At 61.8% G+C, this 23,949-nt stretch carries 8 protein-coding genes; 2 read left to right on the top strand and 6 right to left on the bottom strand.

Annotated elements, in window-relative coordinates:
- Positions 1-8 precede the first annotated feature (8 nt).
- On the top strand, positions 9-13,622 hold the full coding sequence (locus tag CAG25_RS21755) for a non-ribosomal peptide synthase/polyketide synthase (RefSeq protein WP_371857740.1): 13,614 nt from the start codon (positions 9-11) through the stop codon (positions 13,620-13,622).
- A 63-nt stretch (positions 13,623-13,685) separates the two neighbouring features.
- Entirely contained in the window at positions 13,686-14,633 is a 948-nt protein-coding gene (locus tag CAG25_RS21750; RefSeq protein WP_085612871.1) for an alpha/beta hydrolase, read from the top strand.
- A 99-nt stretch (positions 14,634-14,732) separates the two neighbouring features.
- On the opposite strand, the gene CAG25_RS21745 is transcribed toward CAG25_RS21750, so the two are convergent.
- The 6 genes from CAG25_RS21745 to CAG25_RS21720 all read right to left on the bottom strand — a co-directional run bounded on the left by CAG25_RS21745 (position 14,733) and on the right by CAG25_RS21720 (position 23,934).
- A complete protein-coding gene (locus CAG25_RS21745) occupies positions 14,733-14,993 on the bottom strand; it encodes a bacteriocin immunity protein (RefSeq protein ID WP_085612870.1) in 261 nt (86 codons plus the stop codon).
- The gene (locus CAG25_RS21740; protein WP_256575374.1) at positions 14,990-17,092 is read right to left on the bottom strand and encodes an S-type pyocin domain-containing protein; all 2,103 of its coding nucleotides are present in this window, start codon (positions 17,090-17,092) and stop codon (positions 14,990-14,992) included. Before CAG25_RS21740 ends, CAG25_RS21745 begins: the two co-directional genes overlap by 4 nt.
- A 289-nt stretch (positions 17,093-17,381) precedes the next feature.
- Entirely contained in the window at positions 17,382-19,808 is a 2,427-nt protein-coding gene (locus tag CAG25_RS21735) for a TonB-dependent receptor (RefSeq protein ID WP_085612868.1), read from the bottom strand.
- Positions 19,809-19,961: 153 nt separating this feature from the next.
- A complete protein-coding gene (locus CAG25_RS21730) occupies positions 19,962-21,611 on the bottom strand; it encodes a cyclic peptide export ABC transporter (protein ID WP_085612866.1) in 1,650 nt (549 codons plus the stop codon).
- A 118-nt stretch (positions 21,612-21,729) separates the two neighbouring features.
- The gene (locus CAG25_RS21725; RefSeq protein ID WP_064594772.1) at positions 21,730-22,623 is read right to left on the bottom strand and encodes a formylglycine-generating enzyme family protein; all 894 of its coding nucleotides are present in this window, start codon (positions 22,621-22,623) and stop codon (positions 21,730-21,732) included.
- A gap of 30 nt (positions 22,624-22,653) precedes the next feature.
- Positions 22,654-23,934 (bottom strand): aminotransferase class V-fold PLP-dependent enzyme, encoded by a 1,281-nt coding sequence (locus tag CAG25_RS21720; RefSeq protein WP_085612865.1) that lies wholly within the window; start codon positions 23,932-23,934, stop codon positions 22,654-22,656.
- Positions 23,935-23,949: the final 15 nt, after the last annotated feature.

The raw sequence follows: 23,949 nt of genomic DNA, 5'->3' as shown, positions 1-23,949 counted from the left end.
TGCAGCAGTTGATTGAATCGGTAGGCGCGCTTTCTCCCGAGAAACGCAAGGCGCTGGCGATTCTACTGGGCAAACAGGGCATTAACCTTTATGGCATCGCGCCGATTTTTCGGCGCACCGAAGGTGAACCGCTGCTTTTGTCTTATGCCCAGGAGCGGCAGTGGTTTCTCTGGCAGATGGAGCCGGACAGCGCGGCGTACCACATTCCCACGGCGTTGCGCTTGCGCGGTGCCCTGGACATGGCGGTACTGCAGCGCAGTTTCGATACGCTGATCGAGCGTCACGAGAGTCTGCGCACCGGGTTTGCCCGAGGTGATCAGGACAAGGCCATTCAGCTGATCAAGGCGCCGTTTGCCTTGCAGATCGAGGTTCGCGAGCTGGAGGGCGAAGTCGATGAGCCGCGTTTGCGCGCGGCCATCGAAGCCGAAATTGCCCGCCCGTTCGATCTCGAACAGGACACCTTGCTGCGCGTCTGCCTGCTGCGGCTGGCACCGGACGATCACGTTCTGGTGATGGTGCAACATCACATCATTTCCGATGGCTGGTCGATGCAAGTGATGGTCGGCGAACTGATCGAGCTCTATGCCGGGTTCAGTCAGGGCGCACCGGCCACGCTGGCACCGTTGCCGATCCAGTACGCCGATTTCGCCCAGTGGCAACGCAGCTGGATGGACGCCGGTGAGCGCGAACGGCAATTGAGCTATTGGGTCGAGCATCTGGGTTCGGATCCGGGCGTGCTGGAACTGCCGGCCGATCACCCGCGCCCGCTGGTGCAAAGCTATCGCGGTGCACGTCTGGATATGCAGCTGGACGCCGCGTTGAGCAAAGGCCTGCAAGATCTTGCGCGTCGTGAAGGCGTGACGATGTTCATGCTGTTGCTGGCAGCGTTCCAGACCTTGCTGCATCGCTACAGCGGTCAGGACGACATTCGCATCGGCGTGCCGATTGCCAACCGCAACCGTGCGGAAACCGAAGGGCTGATCGGCTTTTTCGTCAACACCCAGGTCTTGCGTACCACCCTCGACAGCAGCATGACGTTCAGCGCCTTGCTGGCCCAGGCCAGGCAATCGGCGCTGGGCGCGCAGGCGCATCAGGATCTGCCGTTCGAGCAATTGGTCGAAGCCTTGGCGCCAGAACGCAGCCTGAGCCGCAGCCCGTTGTTCCAGGTGATGTTCAATCACCAGAGTGGCGCGCGGCAGGCCGGACAGGCCATGCAATTGCCGGGGCTTGCCGTTGAAAGTGTGAACTGGGACAGCCTCACGGCGCAGTTCGACCTGACCCTGGAAACCCATGAATCGCCGGAAGGCGTGTGGGCCTCGCTGATCTATGCCACGGACCTGTTTGAAGCGGCGTCCATCGAGCGTATGGGCAGGCATTTGCAGACGTTGCTCAAGGCTATCGTCAGCGATGCGCAACAACGTGTCGGCGAGTTGCCATTGCTCGATGCCCGTGAGCGGCAGGTATTGCTGCACGACTGGAACCCCGTGGACGCACCGTTTGCCAGCGATCTGTGCATTCATCAGTTGATCGCTCGTCAGGCGATTCGGACCCCGGATGCGCGGGCGGTGACCTTTGCCGAGCGGCATCTGACCTATGCTCAGCTTGAAGCACGGGCCAACCCGTTGGCGCATGCCTTGATCGAGCGAGGCGTCGGCCCGGAGGTGCGCGTCGGTGTGGCGATGCAGCGCTCGGAGAATCTGCTGATCGCGCTGCTGGCCGTGCTCAAGGCCGGGGGCGTGTACGTGCCGCTGGATCCGGATTACCCGGCCGATCGCGTCGCCTACATGCTCGAAGACAGCCGCGCGCTGTGCCTGCTGACCGAACGGGAGGTCGCCGCCAGTCTGGCGATTGCGGCGGACACCGACGTGCTGCTGATGGACAACGCCGCCGATGATTTCGCCGCGTACCCGGCGCATGCACCGCAAACGCGGGTGTCGGCCGATAACCTTGCGTATGTGATTTACACCTCCGGTTCGACCGGCAAACCGAAAGGCGTGGCGATTGCCCACCGCAACGTGCTGGCGCTGATCGACTGGTCGCAATCGGTGTACAGCCGCGACGATATCCAGGGCGTGCTGGCCTCGACGTCGGTGTGTTTCGACCTGTCGGTGTGGGAGCTGTTTGTCACACTGGCCAACGGCGGTTCGTTGATCATCGCCCGTAATGCCCTGGAGTTGCCGCAGTTGCCGGCGCGCGATCAGGTGCGTCTGATCAACACCGTGCCGTCGGCGATTGCCGCCCTGCAACGCAGCGGCGAGATCCCGCCGAGCGTGCGCATCATCAATCTGGCCGGCGAGCCGCTCAAGCAGTCGCTGGTCGACACCTTGTATGCGCAACCGACGGTCGAACACGTTTTCGACCTGTACGGCCCGTCGGAAGACACCACCTATTCGACCTGGACACGGCGCACGGCCGATGGCCAGCCAAGCATCGGCCGGCCGCTGAAACACACCGCCAGCTATGTCCTTGATGGCGAGCTGCAACCGGTGCCGCAAGGCGTCGCCGCCGAACTGTATCTGGCCGGTGCCGGCATCACGCGCGGTTATCTGGCACGGCCGGCGTTGACCGCAGAAAAGTATCTGCCGAACCCGTTCGGCGCTCCGGGCGAGCGTTTCTACCGCACCGGTGACCTGACGCGTTATCAGGCTGACGGCAACCTGCAATACGTCGGGCGTATCGACCATCAGGTCAAGGTGCGTGGTTTTCGCATCGAGCTGGGCGAGATCGAAGCGCGTCTGCTGCAACAAGACACGGTGCGCGAACTGGCGGTGCTGGCGCAGGAAGGCGCGAGCGGTCAGCAATTGGTCGCCTACATCGTGCCGAGCGCTGCGCTGGGTAACGCCGAAGAACGAGCGCGGCTGCGTGAAGTGCTCAAGGCCGGCCTGCGCGAGCACCTGCCGGAATACATGGTGCCGGCGCACTTGCTGTTCCTCGAACAGCTGCCGCTGACGCCCAACGGCAAGCTCGATCGCAAGGCTTTGCCCAAACCTGACGCAGCGCTCGAGCAGCACACCTATCTGGCGCCGGGCAACGACAACGAACGGCAGTTGTGCGAGATCTGGCAAGCCGTGCTCGGGCTGGAGCAGGTAGGCGTCACGGATAACTTCTTTGCCCTTGGCGGCGACTCGATCATCTCCATTCAGGTGGTCAGCCGTGCACGTCAGGCCGGCCTGCGCATCACCCCCAAGGATCTGTTCCAGTACCAGACTGTGCAAGGTCTGGCCCGGGTCGCTCAGCGGGGTGAAGCGGCGTTCAGCATCGAGCAGGGCGCTGTCACCGGCAGCACGCCGTTGCTGCCGTTCCAGCAACGATTCTTCGAACTGGCGATTCCCGAGCGGCAGCGCTGGAACCAGTCGTTGCTGCTGAAACCTTCGCAGGCCATTGACGCCAGTGTCCTCGAACAGGCCTTGCAGGCGCTGGTTGCGCATCACGATGCCTTGCGCCTGAGCTTCAGCGAAGGCGCTGAAGGCTGGACGGCCACGCACCGCGCGCCGGATAACCGGCCGTTGCTGCAACAGGCGAGCGTGCAGCACACCGACGAAATCGAAGCGGTGTGCGACGCCGCGCAAGGCAGCCTCGATCTGCAAGACGGCCCGTTGTTGCGCGCCGTGCTGTTGAATGTGGCTGACGGCAGCCAGCGCTTGTTGCTGGCGATCCACCACCTGGTGGTCGACGGTGTGTCCTGGCGCGTGTTGCTGGAAGATTTGCAGAATGCCTGCGAGCAGGCGCAAAGCGGCCAGGGGATCAAGCTCGCGGCCAAGACCAGCCCGTTCAAGGACTGGGCGCAACGCCTGCAAACGTTCGCCGCCGGCGAGCTGCACAACGAACTGACGTGGTGGGCCGGACAGTTGGGCGAGGCGCCCGCCGATTTGCCCTGCGACAACCCCGCGGCGACCTTGCAAAACCGTCACGTGGTGAGCGTGGAAACCCGCCTGAATGCGGATCAGACCCGCCAACTGTTGCAGCAGGCGCCCGCCGCCTATCGCACGCAGATCAACGATGTGCTGCTGACAGCACTGGCGCGGGTTATCTGCCGCTGGACCGGTCAGGCCTCGACCCTGATCCAACTCGAAGGTCATGGCCGTGAAGAACTGTTCGACGACATCGACCTGAGCCGCACCGTTGGCTGGTTCACCAGCCTGTTCCCGGTGCGTCTGACCCCGGCCGTGGGCCTGGCCGACTCGCTCAAGTCAGTCAAGGAACAGCTGCGTGGCGTACCGAACAAGGGCCTGGGTTTTGGTGCCCTGCGTTACCTGGGCGATGAACACGCGCGACAGACGCTCGCCGCGCAGCCGGTCCCGCGCATTACCTTCAACTACCTGGGCCAGTTCGACAGCCAGTTCGACGAGGCTGCGCTGTTTGTGCCCGCCAGTGAAAGCACCGGCCGCGAACAAAGTTCGCTGGCACCGCTGGCGAACTGGCTGGACATCAACGGCAAGGTCTATGGTGGTGAGCTCAATCTCAGCTGGTCGTTCAGCCACGAAATGTTCAATCAGGCGACGATCCAGCGTCTGGCTGATGACTATGCGCAAGAACTCAATGCGCTGATCGCCCATTGCTGTGAAGCGCACAACCGCGGTGTGACGCCGTCGGACTTCCCGCTGGCTGAGCTGACTCAGGCGCAGCTCGATACGCTGATCACGGATCCGCAAGCGGTGGACAACGTTTATCCGCTGTCGCCGATGCAGCAGGGCATGCTCTTCCACACCCTGTACGAACAAGGTTCGGGGGATTACATCAACCAGATGCGGGTGTCGGTGGAAGGGCTTGATGTCGAGCGTTTCCGTCAGGCCTGGCAAGCGGCGCTGGAGTCCCATGACATTCTGCGCACGCGGTTTGTCTGGGGAGGGGAGCAGGCCCAGCCGCTTCAGATCGTCGAACGCTCGGCGACGCTGCCGTTTACCGTTCACGACTGGCGCGGCCAGCCGGGCGAAGCGCTGGATGCGCTGGCCGAGGCCGAGCGCTGCCGTCCGTTCGATCTGAGCGAGGTGCCGCTGTTGCGCCTGGTGGTGGTGCGCACCGCGCAGGACCGTCACGAACTGCTCTACACCAGCCACCACATTTTGCTGGACGGCTGGAGCAACTCGCAGTTGCTCGGTGAAGTGTTGCAACGCTATGCCGGGCAAGTCCCTGCAACGCCCATTGGCCGCTACAGCGATTACATCGCCTGGCTGCAGCGTCAGGACAGTCGCCTCAGCGAGCAATTCTGGCTTGAGCGTCTGGCCCGGTTCGATGAGCCAACCCGCCTGGCCCAGGGGCTGGCGGACCGTTCGGCGAACGCCGATGGCGGTACCGGACAATATCAGCAGTGGATCGACGCCACTGGCACGTTGCGCTTGAGCGAGTTTGCCCGTCAGCAGAAAGTCACCCTCAACACCTTGGTGCAAGCGGCGTGGCTGTTGCTGTTGCAACGTTACACCGGGCAACCGACCGTGGCCTTCGGCGCCACTGTGTCGGGACGTCCGGCCAACCTGCCGGGGGTCGAGCAGCAGGTCGGCCTGTTCATCAACACCTTGCCGGTGATTGCCCGTCCGGAACCGCAACTGACGGTCAGCCAGTGGCTGCAAACCGTGCAGGAACTCAACATCGCCCTGCGTGATTTCGAACACACGCCACTGGCCGATATCCAGCGCTGGTCGGGGCAGGGCAGCGACGGCCTGTTCGACAACCTGTTGGTGTTCGAGAACTACCCGATCTCCGAAGCGCTGGAGCAAGGCTCGTCGCTGGGCCTGAAGTTCGGCGCGGTCGACACCCGTGAACAAACCAATTTCCCGCTGACGGTCGGGGTCAACCTCGGCGAAACCCTCTCGGTGCATTACAGCTTTGCCGCCGCCCGTTTCAGCACGGACTCCATTGTGCGTTTGCACGCGCAACTGGCCTCGCTGCTGGAGCAGTTCGTACAGTCGGCGAATGCGCGTCTCGGCGCGTTGACCCTGCTCAGCGGTGAAGAGCAGCGTCGATTGCAGGAAAACAATCGTGCGCAACCGTGCACGGATCCGTTGCTGGTGCATCAGCGCATCGCGGTGATTGCGGCGCAGCAGGCGCAACAGGAAGCCGTGCGTTGTGGCGATCAGGCGTTGACCTTCGCCGAGCTTGAAAGCCACGCCAATCGCCTCGCGCATGTGCTGATCAATGAAGGCGTCGGGCCGGAAGTGCGCGTCGGCGTAGCCCTGCCGCGCAGCCCATCGATGCTGGTGGCCTTGCTCGCGGTGCTCAAGGCCGGCGGCGCCTATGTGCCGCTGGATGCCAGTTATCCGCGCGAGCGCCTGGCCTATCTGATCGAAGACTCGGGCATCGCGCTGTTGCTCAGCGATTCGCAACTGCGTCCTCGGTTGCCACTGAGCGCCGGAGTGCGTGCCCTGGATCTGGACACGTTGTCGACTGCCGAATGGCCAGACGTTGCGCCGCAGGTCGAGGTACACGCGCAAAACCTGGCTTACGTGATTTACACCTCGGGTTCCACCGGCCAGCCCAAGGGTGTGTGCGTGGAGCACGGACCGCTGGCGATGCATTGCCAGGCCATCGGCCAGCGCTATGAAATGACCCCGGACGATTGCGAGCTGCACTTCATGTCGTTCGCGTTCGACGGCGCTCATGAACGCTGGTTGACCCCGCTGACCCATGGCTCGCGGCTGTTGCTGCGCGATGACAGTCTGTGGAGCCCGGAGCAGACCTACACCGCCATGCAACAACACGGCGTGACGGTGGCGGCGTTCCCGCCGGTGTACTTGCAGCAATTGGCCGGGCACGCCGAACAGGTCGGCCAGCCGCCCGCTGTGCGGATCTACTGTTTCGGCGGCGATGCCGTGCCCAACGACAGTTTCGAGCGGGCGCGTGCGGCGCTGGCGCCGCAGTACATCATCAACGGTTACGGGCCGACCGAAACCGTGGTCACCCCATTGATCTGGAAGGCCGGGCGGCATGACGCATGCGGCGCAGCCTATGCACCGATCGGCACGCGGATCGGCGACCGCAGCACCTGTGTGCTCAGCGCTGACCTCAATGCGTTGCCCCAGGGCGTGATGGGCGAGCTGTATCTGGGCGGCACCGGGCTGGCCCGGGGTTATCTGGATCGTCCGGCGCTGACCGCTGAGCGCTTTGTACCCGATCCGTTCGGGGCGCCGGGCAGTCGTCTGTACCGCAGCGGTGACCTGGTGCGTGAGCGCGCCGATGGCGTGTTCGACTATCAGGGCCGCGTCGATAACCAGGTGAAAATCCGTGGTTTCCGCATCGAACTGGGCGAAATCGAAGCGCGTCTGCTGGAACTGAGCAGCGTGCGCGAAGCCGTGGTGCTGGCGCATGCCGGGCCAAGCGGCAAGCAACTGGTGGCCTATCTGGTCCCGACACAACCGGTGGCAGACGCACATCTGGCTGAATGGCGCGACAGCGTGCGCAACGCTCTCAAGGAGCGTCTGCCAACGCACATGGTGCCGGCGCACTTGATGGTGCTGGCGCACCTGCCGCTGACCCCGAACGGCAAACTGGACCGCAAGGCGCTGCCTGCACCGGACGCCAGTCTGCTGCAGAACAGCTACGTGGCGCCGCGCAATGAAATGGAGCAACGTATCGCCACGATCTGGGCCGATGCGCTGCGCCTTGAGCAGGTCAGCGCCACGGACAATTTCTTCGAGCTGGGCGGCGATTCGATCATCTCGATTCAAGTAGTCGGCCGTGCGCGGCAGGCCGGTATCCAGTTCACGCCCAAGGATCTGTTCCAGCACCAGACCGTGCAGGCACTGGCGGCGGTAGCACAGTCGGGCGGCACGGTGCTGAGCATCGACCAGGGGCCGGTCAGCGGTGCGACGCCGTTGTTGCCGTCCCAGCAATGGTTCTTCGCCAGCGAGATCCCCGAGCGGCATCACTGGAACCAGTCGTTGCTGCTCAAACCGGCGATGACGCTGCACGCCGAGACCGTTGCGCAGGTGCTCCAGGCACTGGTTGCGCATCACGATGCCTTGCGCCTGTCGCTCATTGAAACGACTGACGGCTGGACAGCCACTCACCGCCCGATCGAGCCTGTGCAAGCACTGCTCTGGCAGCGCACGCTGACGGATTCGGCTGCAATCGAAGTGCTCTGTCAGCAGGCCCAGGGCAGTCTCGATCTGCACGACGGTCCGCTGCTGCGCGGCGTGCTGTTCGATCTGCCGGATCAGACTCAGCGCTTGTTGCTGGTGGTGCATCACCTGGTGGTCGACGGTGTCTCCTGGCGGATCCTGCTGGAAGATCTGCAAACCGCATTCAGCCAGATCCAGGCCGGGCGCGAGGTCGCGTTGCCGGCCAAGACCAGCGCCTTCAAAGCCTGGGCCGAGCGCCTGCAGGCGCACACCGTCAGCCTCGATGACCAACAGGCCTTCTGGCGTGGGCATTTGCAGGGGGCGACCGCCACGTTGCCGTGCGAGCGCCCGGACGGCAGCCTGGAAAACCGCTACGCGCAAAGTGTGCAGACGCGCCTTGCCCCTGAACTGACCAGACAACTGTTGCAACAGGCCCCGGCGGCTTATCGCACGCAGGTCAACGACTTGCTGCTGACCGCACTGGCCCGGGTCATCAGTCGCTGGAACGGACAGGCCTCAGCCCTTATTCAACTGGAAGGACATGGTCGTGAAGACCTGTTCGACGACATCGATCTGAGCCGCACCGTTGGCTGGTTCACCAGCGTGTTCCCGGTGCACCTGACCCCGGCCAGCGGTTTCGCTGATTCGATCAAGCAGATCAAGGAGCAGCTGCGTGCGATTCCCGACAAGGGCATCGGTTTTGGCGCCTTGCGTTATCTGGGCGATGCCTCGGCGCGTGAGGCTCTGGCAGAACTGCCCACGCCGAAAATCACCTTCAATTACCTCGGCCAGTTCGATAGCCAGTTCGACGAAGCCGCGCTGTTCCTGCCGGCCGGCGAAAGTGCCGGCAGTGACCTCAGCGATCGCGCCCCACTGGGTAACTGGCTGTCGGTCAATGGTCAGGTGTATGGCGGTGAACTGAGCCTGTCGTGGAGCTTCAGCGAGCAGATGTTCGACACCGCGACCGTGCAGGCAGTGGCCGATGAATACGGGCGTGAACTGACCGCTCTGATCGAACACTGCGTGACCCCGGGCAACCACGGCCTGACGCCGTCGGACTTCCCGCTGGCAGCGCTGGACCAGACGCGTCTGGACGGTTTGCCGGTGCCGGTCGCGGACATCGAAGACATCTATCCGTTGTCGCCGATGCAGCAGGGCATGTTGTTCCATACCTTGTCCGATGACGGCGACGATCTCTACGTCAACCAGCTCAACCTGACGGTGGAAGGCCTCGATATCGAGCGCTTCCGTGCCGCGTGGGAATGCGTGGTGGAGCGCCACGAAATTCTGCGCACGTCGTTCCATTGGCAAGACAGCCAGGCCTCACCGGTGCAGGTCGTCCACCGTCAGGGCATTGTTGACCTGCAAGCACTGGACACGCCGATGGATGAGGCGCAACTCGCCGAGTTTGCCCGTCAGCAGCGGGTTCAGGGCTTTGCGCTGGACCGCATGCCGTTGCAACGCACGCGCCTGATTCGGCTGGATGCCGACAAGTACCAGTTGATCTGGACCAGCCATCACATCCTGATGGACGGCTGGAGCAGTTCGCAGTTGTTCGGCGAGGTACTGCAGCACTACGCCACCGGCCAGGTCGAAGGCGAAAGCGGTCGGTATCGCGACTTTATCGCGTGGTTGCAGCAACAGGATTCGGCGCAGCTCGAGCAATTCTGGCGCGGCCACTTGCAGACGCTGGTCGAACCCACCGCGTTGAGCCAGGCGATGCACCCGCGTCACGAATCCGCCGAGCACGGCCACCAGGCGTTGTACACCCGTTGGGATGCGCAGCAGACCGCCTTGTTGCAGCAGCATTGCCGGGCTCAGGGCATCACCGCCAACACGTTGATTCAAGGCGCATGGTTGCTGCTGTTGCAGCGCTACACCGGTCAGCACAGCGTGGCGTTTGGTGCCACCGTGGCCGGGCGCCCGGAGGGATTGCCGAATGCCGGCAGCATGCTGGGGCTGTTCATCAACACCTTGCCGGTGATCCAGACCCTCGATCCGGCGCAGCCGCTGAATGCCTGGCTGAGCAATCTGCAGGCCTATAACCTCGATCTGCGTGAACATGCTCACGCACCACTGGCGGACATTCAGCGCTGGTCGGGGCAGGGCGGGCAAGCCTTGTTCGACAGCATCATCGTGTTCGAGAACTACCCGATCGACCAGCGTCTGGAACAGGCACCGGGCGGCCTGCGTTTCGGCACCTCGGCCAGCCATGACGTGACCAACTTCCCGATGGACCTGGCCGTGCATCTTGGCGAAGAGTTCTCCATCGAGTATCTGTTCCTGCGTGATCGGTTCAGTGTCGAAGCGGTCGAGCGGATCCGCCAGACCATGGAAGTGCTGCTGCACAGCATGATGCAGCAGCCGACGGAGCGACTGGGCAACCTGCAGCGTCTGGCCGCGCCACAATGGCAGGCCTTGCAGCAGTGGGGCGCAGAACCGGCGGCGGTGCACAACCGTGAGCTGTTGCCGGCGATGATTGCTGCGCAACGGCCTGAGGCCATTGCCGCCGAATGTGGTGACGAGCAGTTGAGCTATGCGCAACTCGAGCACCGGTCCAACCAGCTGGCGCATCATTTGATCGCGGCGGGTGCCGGTCCGGAAGTCCTGATCGGTGTCGCTCTGGAACGTTCGCTCGACATGCTGGTGGCCTTGCTCGCCGTGTTCAAAAGCGGCGCTGCCTACGTGCCGCTGGACATCGACTATCCAGCCGATCGCCTGGCCTTCATGATTGAAGACTCCGGCATGCGTCAGATGATCAGCCGTGGCGCCGCCAGCCAGCGTTTGCCGCTGCCGGCGAATTTGCCATTGCTTGATCTGGATCTTTTCGATGGCAGTCAGTACCCGAACACGGCGCCGCGGGTGCAGACCTGTGATGACAGCCTCGCCTATCTGATCTACACCTCGGGTTCCACCGGTTTGCCCAAAGGTGTGGCGGTAACCCACGGACCGCTGAGCATGCATTGCCAGGCAATCCGCGAGTTGTACGAAATGGACGCCAGCACGCGCGAATTGCACTTCATGTCGTTCGCTTTCGACGGCGCCCATGAACGCTGGCTGACCACCCTGGCCTTTGGCGGCACGCTGGTGCTGCGCGATCATGAACTGTGGACACCGGAGCAGACCAGTCACGCCTTGCTCAACCGTTCGATCGATATCGCCTGCTTCCCGCCGGCCTACCTCAAACAGGTGGCCGAGTACGTCGAGGCCAGCGGCATGGCCGTGCCGAAGGTGCGCATTTATTGCCTGGGGGGTGACGCGGTGCCGGAGCAGACCCTGGCGCAGGTGCGCCGCGTGTTGCAGCCGCAGTTCATCACCAACGGTTACGGCCCGACCGAAACCGTGGTCACGCCGATGCTCTGGAAAGCGCCGAATGATGAGGCCTGTGCGGCTGCCTATGCGCCGATCGGGCGAGTGGTCGGTCAACGCTCGCTGTGGGTTCTGGACGACGATCTCAATCCGCTGCCACAAGACTTGTCCGGCCAGTTGTACATCGGAGGCTACGGGGTTGCCCGTGGTTACCATGGCCGTGCGGCGATCACCGCCGAGCGCTTCGTGCCGGATCCATTCGGCGCGCCGGGCAGTCGTCTGTACCGCAGCGGTGACCTGGTGCGCCTGCGCCATGACGGCATCCTCGATTACGTCGGCCGCGCCGACCATCAAGTGAAGATTCGCGGTTTCCGCATCGAGCTGGGTGAAATCGAAGCCTGCCTGCGCGCTCAGGAAGGTGTCACCGACGCTGTGGTCATCGCCCGTGACGGCGTCTCCGGCAAGCAGTTGATCGGCTATGTGGTCAGCAGCGACGACAACGTCGGGGATCGTCTGAAGACCCTGTTGCGCGCACAGTTGCCCGAATACATGGTGCCGCTGCAGATCATGGCTCTGGCGCGCCTGCCGATCTCGCCGAACGGCAAACTGGATCGCAAGGCGCTGCCGCAGCCCGAGTTTTGCGCCGATCAATATCAGGCGCCGCGCAACGCGCAGGAAACCTGGCTGGCCGATATCTGGGCCGACGTGCTGCAAGTGGAGCAGGTTGGCATCAGCGACAACTTCTTCGAGTTGGGCGGTGATTCGATTCTCAGCCTGCAGGTGATTTCCCGGGCGCGGAACCATCCGCAACTGAAACTGGACATCAAGCTGCGTGACCTCATGCGCTTCCAGACCATTGGCAACCTGTTCGACCAGCAAGCAGTCACCCGCTCGAGCCAGGCTGGCGACAGCAGCCACGTAGCACAGGCGGGTGCGTTTGGATTGTTGCCGATCCAGGAGTGGTTCTTCGCCGAGGGCATGAGCGAACCGCATCATTTCAACCAGGCAATGATGCTGCGTTCGCGCCAGGCGCTGGATGCCCCGGCGCTGGAGCAGACGCTGCGGTTGATGCTGGCCCAGCATGATTCATTGCGGCTGCGTTTCTATCAGGATCAGGGCCGCTGGTTGCAGCACTATCAAACGTTGCAGGACAGCCTGCGCAGCGCCGAGCACAAGCCGTTGCTGTGGCAGCGTGAGATCAGCGACATCGAGCAACTCGACGCACTGGTCAACGAAGCCCAGCGCAGCCTCAACCTGCTCGACGGGCCACTGATGCGCGGCCTGCTGGTGAATCTGCCGGACGGCGAGGTGCGCCTGCTGCTGGTGGTGCATCACCTGGTGATCGATGCGGTGTCGTGGCGGGTGTTCCTGCAAGACTTGCAACTGGCCTACGAGGCGTTCAGTCAGGGCCGCGAGCCGCAACTGGCGCAGCGCACCAGCAGCTATCGCGCCTGGGCCGATGGCCTGGCGGCGCAGGTGCCGGCACTGGTCGAGCAAGAGCTGGATTACTGGCTCGGACAGCTGGATCAGCCGGGCAAGGATCTGCCGTGTGACAACCCGCGCGGCAAGAACCTGGTGCGTTTTCGCGAAGAAACGTTCATGGGCCTCGACGCCACCCGCACCGGGCAACTGCTCAAACAGGCGCCAGCGGTATACGGCACGCAGATCAACGACCTGCTGCTGACCGCGCTCGGTCGGGTGCTGTGTCGCTGGAGCGAGGCCGAGTCGGTGCTGGTGCAACTGGAAGGGCACGGTCGTGAGGACCTGGTCGAAGGGCTGGACCTGAGCCGCACCCTCGGCTGGTTCACCACCATGTTCCCGGTGCGGCTGGCGCCGTTGGCGGAGCAGGATTTCGGCGCATCGATCCTGGCGGTACGCGAGCAGTTGGCGGCGGTGCCGCAGAAAGGCGTCGGCTACGGCGCGCTGCGCTACATGGCCGATGCGTCGGTGCAACAGCGTCTGGCGGCGTTGCCACAGGCGCGGCTGACCTTCAACTACCTGGGGCAGTTCGACCAGACCTTTGACGAGCAGGCGATGCTGATGCCGGCGGACGAGCACATCGGCGACGTCTATAGCCTGGATGCCAACCTCGGCAACTGGCTGGAAATCGTCGGTCAGGTGTTCGACGGCAAACTGTCGATGCGTTGCATGTACAGCACCCGTCGCTTCCGCCCGGGCACCATCGAGACCTTGATGCAGCAGTATCAGGCCGAGCTGGAAGCGTTGGTCGACCATTGCCTGCAACAGTCGGCGCGTTGAGCCGGTCTTTAACTTTTTGAGAGGGCCGGTGCGCATTGTGTGCATCGGCCCGGGATGTGGTGCATGTCATTGAATTCGGAAGTAGCGGCGTTTCTTGATCTGGTCGAAGACAGTCAGAACGGCGCGTTTCACCAAGGGACACCTGAGCAGGCCCGTGAGGCGTTCGAGCGGTCCTCGCAACAGATGCGCTGGGATGTGCCGGATGTCGAAGTGAGTGAGGTGCGACATCTTGCCCGCGACGGCGCTGAGCTGACCCTGTGGCTGTACCGTCCGTTGCACAGGGGGGGTGTCCTGCCGGTGCTGCTGTTTTTGCACGGCGGTGGTTTTGTGGTCGGCAGCCTCGATTCCCACGACGGTATTTGCCGTGAATTCTGCGCGCGCACGCCGTGTGCAGTGCTGTCGGTCGGCTACCGCCGCGCGCCGGAACACAAATTCCCGGTGGCGTTGCACGATTGTGCCGATGCACTGGATTGGCTGCGCGAACAGGCCGGCGAATTCGATCTCGACCTGTCGCGCCTGGTGTTTGGCGGCGACAGCGTCGGCGCCACGCTGGCGACCGTGCTGGCGCTTGAGGCGCGCGCGCCCGGCGCGCTGAAACCGTGCCTGCAATTGCTGTGCTACCCGGTAACCGACGCCTCGCAGCGCCGTGAATCGATGGACCTGCTCGGCGAAGGTTATCTGCTGGAAAGCGATACCCTGGAATGGTTCTACCAACACTACGCCCGCCGCCTCGAGGATCGCCGCGACTGGCGTTTCTCGCCACTGCTGAGCACCGACCTTGCCGGCGCCGCACCGGCCTACGTCGCCCTGGCAGGCTTCGACCCGCTGGTGGACGAAGGCCGCGCCTACGCCGAACGTCTGGCCAGCGCCGGAGGATTGCTTGAATGCCGCGAATTCAGTGGCTACGTGCATGACTTCCTGCGCATGCGCATGGTCACGCAAGAGGTGGAGGCGATCTATCAGGAACTGGTGAGCGTGCTGCGCACCGTGATGTATCCGGAAACGGTCTGATCCGACTTGGCCTGATGTGCGCGTCCACACACCAGGCCATCAACACTCGACTCTGTGGGAACGAGCTTGCTCGCGAAGAGGGCGCGTTTCAGGAACTGACTATTCCGGTTTGAAACCTGGTTTTCCGTTGGCGGCCCGCCATTCCTTGATGGCTTTTAATGCACCAGCGGGGCTGTCTTCGACCCCCTCGGCAGGGTAGTACAAAATATCCGAGCCGCTCGGGTGTTCCGAAATTTTCACTATGTTGTCCACTATCGCGTCGTGCTCTCTCTCGGATGAGTAGTCTCCTTCAACCAAGCGGTTTATGAGGGCGATAAACTCTGACTCTGTATATTCTTCAAACCTGGATTTAAATTTCATTGTTTGGTCCTCCTCTGCTTGGCGTGGATTTTTATGTGTTGGCGCGGTGTCAACAGTCGGAGATTGTCTGCATCGTAAACCATGCCACCTTCACCGATAGGCACAACATGATGTATCTCTATTTTTACCCTTCTCCCTACATGTTCTGCTTGGGGGGCACGTGGTGAAAGCCCCTTTTTGATATCGAGTTGATTAAAGTATGGAAACTCATGCATTAATTGCTCATTACTTTCCACTGCCTTCCAAAACGCCCGCCTAAACGCTTTAAAACTGGAAAATTCCTGTCCCCTCAGCGTATCCGCAATCTGCGCGGGTATCGGCGCACCTTCCGGGGTTGACGCGGCCCCCAGCCAATTCCCCGATATCACTTGCCCATTCCCCGAAGCGACTCCCGGATCCTGACGACGATCCCTGAACATCGTGAAGGTCGGCGGGATGCCGGACTCGATCGGGAATACGGTGATGAAGCCACCGAAGTCGTACTGGTCCAGTTCGGGAAAGGGGTCGATTCGCCCGCCTTGCGGGGTGACCGTTGCACCTTCGTAGATCGGCAGATCGGTGTCGGCGAACGGCAAATCCGTCGAAGGATTCAGCGGTTGTACCAAAGGTGTCCAGGTCAGGGTGGGACCCTTGGCCTCGGCGTCGCCGGAGATGTACGCATTTTTTCCTGCATCAAAACGGGCCAGTCTTACCGGCACGTTGGCCGGTACTGTGACGCCGTCCGTACCGACGACAACAATCTCCGCGCGGTTGCCGATCGTCCTGGAACCGAGCCTCACCGGCAGGTCGACATCTTTGCCGCTGGCCGCCCGTTCGTACAGGTCGACAGCGTTCAGATCGGGAGCGAGTTCCGAGAGCGGAACACTGGCCGAATAAAGATCGCCATTGCCCAGCCTGGATGGCATCAGCAGTGCTGCGAAACCGACCAGAACGGGCGCCGCTGCGGCGCTCACGACAGAAACGGCGGTGCGCAAAGCAGTTCTGAGCGCCAGTGAGGTGGCCTGGCTGGTGGCGATGTGGCCGAGCGTGGCGCTAAACGTTGAGTCAAACGCAGCCAGTGAACCAACGTTGGCAAATGTCGGGTTTTGCCAGCGGGCGTCGCTCTCGGCTTGCCATTGTTCATGCAGGCGTTTTTGTTGCGCGGCCAATCTGGCCCTGGCCCGGCGCGCTTGCTGCTGCTTTTTCCTTTTGGCCTTCCTCTGCGCCTGACGCTGCTCCTTCAAGCGCTGTGCTTCCTGTTCTCTTTGAACCCGCGCCTGTTCAGTCTCTGCCAGTTCACGTTGGCGACGAGCCTCTTCGGCCAATGCATGTTGACGCTGCTGCTCGGCGGCGATAAGGGCCCGTTCGGCAGCCACGCGCTGAGCCTCTGCCTGTTCACGCTGGCGACGTGCTGCATCTGCCAACGCCTGCTGACGCTGCTGTTCAGCGGAGATTCTGGCGCGCTCGGCGGCCTGACGCGCCGCTTCGGCGGCAGCGGCTTGTGCCTGTTCGTTGGCCTGCACGGTGGCCAGCCAGTTGTGCACATTGGCTTGTTGTTGATGAAGAACGTTGAGGGTCTGAGCCAGCAATCTGGCTTCGAGCGCTGCTCGATAGGACAGTTTCCACAGGTTCATTCCCGGGCCGTTGGGGCTGAGAATCGGGTCGATGATCTGTGCGCGGGAGAGGAACTGGGAAACCGTTTTGTCGGTAGGATCGCTGCCGTAGAAACCGTGGGACAAATGGGTCTGGTGTTGCAGTTGTTGGTTTTTTCGCTGAATCACGGTGTTGCGTACACCCAGCTCGCGGACCAACGATGCAGCCGGTGGTAGCGGGTGGGTCGAGATTTCCTGTCGTGCGGCTGCCAGATCCGTTTCGATGGTCTGCGGAATCTGTGCTGTCTTGCCTTGATATTCCGCCTCCAGCGGGCCGGTAAAGTTTTGCAGTACTTGCTGATATTGGCCGGTGCTTCGCGGAGGGCCGAATCGGCCGCTGTTGGGAATCGTGGTGCCGGTCGAGGGGTTTATTCGCATGCCTGGAGGTGCTTTCCCGATTGTGTGGACGGCCTCGGTCAATTCGAACGACGATGGTTTTTGCATATTCATATCCTTTTGAATGTGCATTGTTTTTCGATAAGTAACGGGTGAGCAGTCAATTGCTTCCTGCCAATCAACGTTACAACGAAGTGCTCAGGGAAATACCCGAGTCTTCTGTAGGCGCTGACAGGAGATAAGGCGGAAGTTTTCGCCGAAAAGAGGGTTTTGGCGGATGCTTCTTTTATGTAATCGGACGTTTCCTATGCAACGAAAGGAAATACCTTTCAAGCCGCATGTTTTGTAGTGCCGTTAAACCTTCATCCAAAAAAAAGCGCCCCGGTTTGGCCGGGGCGCTTTTTGTGTTGCAGCGGTTAAATCAGAACGTGTACTTGAAGCCGGTCATGATGTTGCGCGGTGCGCCGTACATGCCGTGGTCGCCGGCGTAGCTGAGGTATTCGCGGTCGAATACGTTGTTCAGGTTGACCGAGGCGCTGAGGTTTTTGCTGATGTCGTAACGCGCCAGCAGGTTGGTGACGGCGTAGCTGCCTTGCTGGAAGGTATGCAGGTCGGCACCGGTCTTGCTCTGCCAGTTCACACCGCCGCCAACGGTGACTTTGTCCAGGATGCCCGGCAGGCGATAGCTGGTGAAGGTCTTGAGGCTGTGACGGGGCAGGGTGGTGACGATGCGCTGGTCATCGGCATCGGTGCTGACTGCATAGGCGTAACCGGCAGACGCTTGCCAGCCTTCGGCCAGTTCGCCATCAAGGGTGAATTCGGCACCCTTGGTGGTGGTGCCCTGTTCGGATTTGTAGGTGTTGCCGCCTGGGGTGTCGATCCAGATCGCCAGGTTGTCCTGCTCGATCTTGAACAGCGCGAAGCTGGAGTTCAGCTTGCCATCGAAGTGGCTGCCCTTGACGCCGACTTCGTAGCCGGTGCCTTCCATCGGGTCCAGAGGCTTGTTGTTGATGTCGCGAACCCACGACGATTGCGGGTTGAAGATCTTGGTGTAGCTGGCATACAGCGACCAGGTGTCGTTGACGTCGTAGACCACACCCGCGTAAGGAATGTAGACACCGGTTTCCGATTCCTTGGTCTTGGTTTCCGCTGCGCCGTACGGCTTGTCTTCGATGTCGCGATGCCAGTCGACCACGCGGCTGCCGAGCAGGATGCTCAGGTCATCGGTGGCACGCAGGCGGGTGGCCAGGTACGCGGCGTATTGCGTTTCATCGACGGTGGATTTGCCGGTGACGTTGAATTCGGGTTTGACCGAATCGCCGTTCCAGTTCAGCAGGTTGTCGATGGCGCCGGCAGGGGAGCCGGAGTAGTCGTATTTCCAGCTGCCGTAGTTCGGCACGTTTTCGTTGTATTGCGACAGGGTCACACCGGCGATCAACTCATGCTCGCGACCCAGCAGGCCGAACGGGCCGGTCAGGTAGGCGTCGATGTTGTTCTGGCGCGGGGTACCGGAGAAGCGCACCGGCAGTTGGGTCGTGCCGCTGCCGTCCGGGTTCAGGCCACCGTTGACGTAGTTGAAGACCTCGTCGAATTTGTTCTCGGAGTGAGTGAATTCAACCTTGCCGCTCCAGCCATTGCCGAACTGCTGTTCGATCGAGGTGAAGAAGCTGGTTTGTTCGTGATCGTTATACGACCAGGTCTGCGCCGAGTTCAGCGAACGGCTGAGGTTGGTGCGCGAGCCATCGGTGAAGCGGGTTGGCAGGCCCGAACGCATTGGCGAATCGACGTCGGTGCGCTGGTAGCTGAAACCCATGGTCAGCAGCGTGTCTTCGCTCAGGTCGAATTCAGTGATGCCGTACATCAGCTGCGAATCTTGCTTGTAGCGGTCGATCCAGGACTGTTCGGTCTTGAAGTCGCCGACCAGTCGGCCACGGATGTTGCCGGTTTCGGTCAGCGGCCCGGAGACATCGAAACCGGTGCCGTAGCGATCCCAGTTGCCGGCTTCAGCGGTGACGCTGGCCTGAGCTTCGGCAGTCGGACGCTTGCGGATCAGGTTGATGGTCGCCGACGGGCTGCCCAGGCCGCTGATCAAACCGGTGGCGCCACGCACCACTTCCACACGGTCATACATCGCCATGCTCTGGGTGTAGTTGTCCATGCGCTTGACGGTCGGCACGCCGTCGATTTCGAAGTTCTGGATCTCGAAACCACGGGAGAAGTAACCGTCGGACTCTGCGCCCTGGCCGTCACGCAGCACAATGATGCCCGGTGTGGCGTCGAGGGTGTCGCTGAGGTTGGTCAGACGCTGGTCGTCGAGGCGCTGACGGGTCATGACGGTCAGTGACTGCGGGGTTTCCTTGGGTGTCAGGTTCAGGCGCGTCGAGCTGCTGGACGAGTACGTGGTGTACAGCCCGGAGCCTTCAGTGGTCGACCCCGGCGCCTTGCCGGAAATCGATACCGCGCCCAGCTCCAGTGCGTTTCCCGCGCCTGCACCGGTGGCCGGCACCAGCGAAACGGAGTTGCCGGTCAGTTGGTAGGTCATGCCGCTCCCCAGCAGCAAGTTGTCCAGTGCCTGTTTCGGCTCCAGGTGCCCGGATACCGCGTTCGAGTTCAGGCCAGCCAGGGATTCCGGGCTGTAGAGAATCTGCAGATTGGCTTGTTGCCCCAGCTGTTGCAGTGCTCGGGACAGCGGTTGCGCAGGGATGTTGACGTCGACCGGCGTCGCTTGAACCTGGGTGCTGCCCAACAGCATCAGCGTCAGCAGAGCACCTGACAGCATTGCGCCACGCGGATTGCGGCGGGAGATGGCCTCGGCCAGAGGGGTGCGGGACAACTTTAAGGCTTGCATTTGCTCGGGATGCTCCTGAAGTGCGAGTGCAGTTTTATAAGTTAATGATAATTAGACGCAACACTGCGTAAAAACCGGAAAAATCCCGCGAACCGCGAAAGTCTCTGCTATCGCGCGAAGGCGGGATCAGCTCATCCCTGAGCGGTTGGCGTATCAGGCCGGGTTGAGCGCGGTTTTGACTTTGCCGGCATCCATGCGCACCAACTGGTCGGCGACATCGAAATAACGGTCATCGTGGGAGATCACGATGATGGTCTTGCCCAGGCGTTTGAGATCGGGCAGCAGCTCGGTGTAGAAGATCCGGCGGAAGGTCGGGTCCTGATCCGCGGCCCATTCGTCGAACACCAGCACCGGGCGCTCCTCCAGCCACGCATTGACCAGCGCCAGACGCTTGCGCTGGCCGGTGGACAGGTCGGTGGTGGTGAAGCTGCCGTCCTGCACGCTGACCTTGTGGGCGATTTCCAGGCGTTGCAGGTATTTGTTGGCGTCGTCGGGAATGTGCGTATCGCCTTGCACCACGTCATCGAACAGGTAGTAGTCGGCAAACACCGTGGTGAACAACTGGCGGTAATCGTCGCGGGTGAGGGCAGTCACGCATTCGCCGTTGAGACGGATTTCTCCTTGTTGTGGCGGATACAGGCCCAGCAGCAGTTTGATCAGGGTGGTCTTGCCGCAGCCGTTTTCGCCGACGATGAATACGATGTCGCCTTGTTCGATCTTCAGGTTCACCGGCCCCAGCGTGAACGGCTTGGCCTCGCCCACGGCCGGGAAGGCGTAGCTCACGTCCTTGAGTTCCAGGCTCTGCACCGGCTCGGCTTTCTTGCCCTGATCGCTGAGCAACAGATGCGGCTCGGGCGAGGAGAACTGCGCCGACAGTTCAGCGATGCGGCGGAAGGCAATCTGCGCGCGGCTGACCACCGGCAACGTGCCGACCAGGTGTTCCAGCGGACCTTTCATGTACAGCAGCACCAGGACGAAACCGCTCATCACGGTTTTGTCAGCGCTGGGCCAGAACGATTGCAGGGCCAGCGCCAGACCGATGACCACAAAGAACAGCATCGAGCCGAAACTCTTGGCAATCACGAACGTGTTGATCGATTTGATCTGGGTCTTGCAGATGAAATCGGCCGTGCCCTTGATGCCACTATTGAACATACGCTGGCGGCGCGGGCGGTGTATGCGCAGTTCCTTGGCGCCTTCGGCAATCGCGTTGTAGTGCTTTTGCAGTTCGTCTTCAGCGTCACGGGCGGCGAAGAAACCCTTGATCCCGCGACCTTGGGCGAAGTACTGGATGCCAGTGCCGATCAGGATCGCCACGACCATGATCAGGAACATTGGCCACGACAGCATCGCCAGGTACCCCATGCAACCGAGGGTCACGGTCAGCGAGATGGCCAGTGGCGCGAAGGCGAAGGCGAAGTCACTGATGGTGTCGACGTCGTGGGTCAGCACCGGAATCAGGCGATGGCTGCGATAGCGTTCAATCTGTTCGATCGGTGCCGACAGCACTTTCTCGCCCAGCTGTTTGCGCAGGGTGGCGATGATGTGCTGGCCGACATAGTTGGTGCCGATGTCCGAGCAGATCGAGCTGAGCAGCGCCAGCACGCACAGGCCACCGAACAGCGCGACCACGCCTTGGGTCAGGCCGGATTCGGAGTGCAGCGCGTTATTGATGGTGGCCAGCAGGACCGTAACACTCAGGCCACCGACCATACCCAGAATGACCGACAGTGCGACGACGAGCCGAAAAGGTTTGAGTAGGGTGAACAATTCATGAATTGCACCGCGCGTAGGCTGGGTCATGACAGGACAGTTCCTTGGGTCGTAAGGCAGATACCCTGTAGAACGTCTGATCCGGAGCTTAATTTAGACGGTCGCCGACTGGCGGCGACCGTGGGGAGAGCAGAAGCGTTACTGCGGATTACAACTCACGCACGACACGGAAACCGATCCAGTCGCCGCGGGTCTTCGGATCGATGTCGTTGCGGTTGCCCGAACGAGAGAATACCGGCGCTTCCCCCCAGTCATTGCCACGAATGCGCAGGGTGTCGCAGTTGGGTTCAAGCCACGCGCTGCCATCGGTTGGCGCACCCTTATAGTCCGGGTGATAGCAGTCTTCGACCCATTCATAGACATTGCCGTGCATGTCGTACAGGCCAAAGGCGTTGGCCGGGTAGCTGCCCACCGGCGAGCTGAAGCTGTAACCGTCCGCCGGGCCGTAGGTGTTGGCGTGTTTGGCGATGCTATAGCCTTTGCCCTCGTCGAACGGGAAGGGAAAAGGGCCTTTGGATCCTGCCCGGGCACCGTATTCGCGCTGGGCTTCACTGAGCATGCTGTACTTCTGCCCGGTTTTTTTCGACAGCCAGGCGACGTAGTTCTTGATGTCCTGGAAATCCATGCACACCGCCGGCTGACGCGGGGTTTGCGGATAGCGCGGTTTGCTGGCGATGCACTCGCGACCGGGGCGCGTGTCGCCGTTGGCGATCACTGCACCGCTCTGGCGAATGTAGCTGTCCCATTCACCGGCGGTGATCTGGAAGCGGCTCATGGCGAAGGGTTTGGCGAAGGTTACTTCATGCATCGGGCCTTCGTCAGGTTCGCGGCCCACTTCATCCTCAGGCGTGCCCATGGTAAAGGTGCCGGCCGGCAGTACGACCATTTCCGGGCAATCTTTGCAGTCCTTGAATACTTTACCCGCGGCGGGCGGTGTCGCGGCCTGTGCGGCGGTCGGCAGCAGACCGGTCATGAGGGCGGCGAGGGCCAGTGCCTTGAGCGCGTTGGCGCCGTGGGCAGGGGGCAACAGATCACGTTTCATGAGTCATCTCGTTTAAAGGAAAGCGGGGTGTCAGAGCTGTTTGTCGAGTACGGCCATGAAACGCTCGATGTCGTTTTCGCTGTTCAGCAGGCCGGGGGCGATGCGGATCACCGGGCCGACGTCGCGCTCCACCGCGTCACACACCACGCGGTTTTGCATGAGCTGGGCGGCGACCTGTTCGCAGTCGCGATCCTTGATCCGGAAGAAGGTAAAACCGGCAGACAAATCGGCGCTGCGGGGTGTCACCAGTTCAATCGAGCGGTGTTCCAGCAAGCGGTTCTTGGCGTAGGTGTTGAGTTCGTGAATGCGCGTTTGCACCTCGCGTTTGCCCAGCGCCAAATGCAGCTTGAACGCTTCGTCCAGTGCCCAGCGGTGTTCGAAACTGTGATACCCGCCGGGGGTCATGATGGTCGAGAACGTGGTGGCCTCGGAAAAGGTCGGGATGGTCGGGGTGACGTCCTTGAGTTCACTGGAACGTGCGCAAATGATCCCGGTACCGCGGGGGCCGAACATCCACTTGTGGGTGCCGGCGATAAAGAAGTCGCAATGCATGTCGGGGAAGTCGAGGTCATCGACACCGAAACCATGCACGCCGTCGACGACGTACAGGATGCGATCCTTTTCCTCGCGCTGGCGATTGTGCTGATCCACCAGTTTGCCGATCTCGCCGATCGGCAGTTTCACGCCGCTGCCCGATTGCACCCAGGTCATGCCCAATACGCGTGTTTCGCGGCGAATGCCTTTGTCGATGTTGCTCAGCACTTCGTCGACGGACACTTTGGCGCTGCTGTCGAACAACTTCAGTTTGCGCACCTTTACGCCATCTTTCTGTTGGCGATAACCCAAGGTGTAATTCGTCGAGTAATGTTCGTGTTCGGTGGTGAGGATTTCCTGATCGGCGCGTACATGAATGCCGCCATAGATCAGCGCCAGACCTTCGGTGGTGCTGCCGGTGAGAGCAATCTGCTCGGGCTTGGCCTTGAGGTAGCGACCGGCCCATTCGCGCACGGCTTGCTCGCGCTTTTCGCTTTCACCCAGATCCCAATCCATCGCACGTCCGGGGTTGCGGTCGAGGGTTGCGCGGTAACGCTCGATGGCTTCGCGCACCGGGCGCGGATGGGAGGTCACGAGGAAGTTGGCGAAATGCAGGTAATCCGGGTCCTGATCGAACAGCTGGCGCAATTGCGCCCATTTGTTTCCGGCGGGCGGTTGTGGATTGGCGGCGCCGGCCGGCAGGTTGACGGCAGCGCCCAAGGGCAGGCCGGCGGCAAGGATGCCGGCCTGTTTGAGGAAAGAACGACGGTTGGTCATGAGATCAGATCGCTT

The organism is Pseudomonas sp. B16(2017) (genome assembly GCF_002113205.1).
Taxonomy (GTDB): Bacteria; Pseudomonadota; Gammaproteobacteria; order Pseudomonadales; family Pseudomonadaceae; genus Aquipseudomonas; species Aquipseudomonas pharyngis.
Note: the sequence above shows the minus strand (reverse complement) of the source record. Positions and strands in the feature narration are given on the sequence as shown.

Coding starts and splice junctions, on each gene's coding strand:
- CAG25_RS21745 (WP_085612870.1), bottom strand. CDS start 14,993: ATGAAATTTAAATCCAGGTTTGAAGAATATACAGAGTCAGAGTTTATC.
- CAG25_RS21735 (WP_085612868.1), bottom strand. CDS start 19,808: ATGCAAGCCTTAAAGTTGTCCCGCACCCCTCTGGCCGAGGCCATCTCC.
- CAG25_RS21750 (WP_085612871.1), top strand. CDS start 13,686: ATGTCATTGAATTCGGAAGTAGCGGCGTTTCTTGATCTGGTCGAAGAC.
- CAG25_RS21720 (WP_085612865.1), bottom strand. CDS start 23,934: ATGACCAACCGTCGTTCTTTCCTCAAACAGGCCGGCATCCTTGCCGCC.
- CAG25_RS21740 (WP_256575374.1), bottom strand. CDS start 17,092: ATGCACATTCAAAAGGATATGAATATGCAAAAACCATCGTCGTTCGAA.
- CAG25_RS21725 (WP_064594772.1), bottom strand. CDS start 22,623: ATGAAACGTGATCTGTTGCCCCCTGCCCACGGCGCCAACGCGCTCAAG.
- CAG25_RS21730 (WP_085612866.1), bottom strand. CDS start 21,611: ATGACCCAGCCTACGCGCGGTGCAATTCATGAATTGTTCACCCTACTC.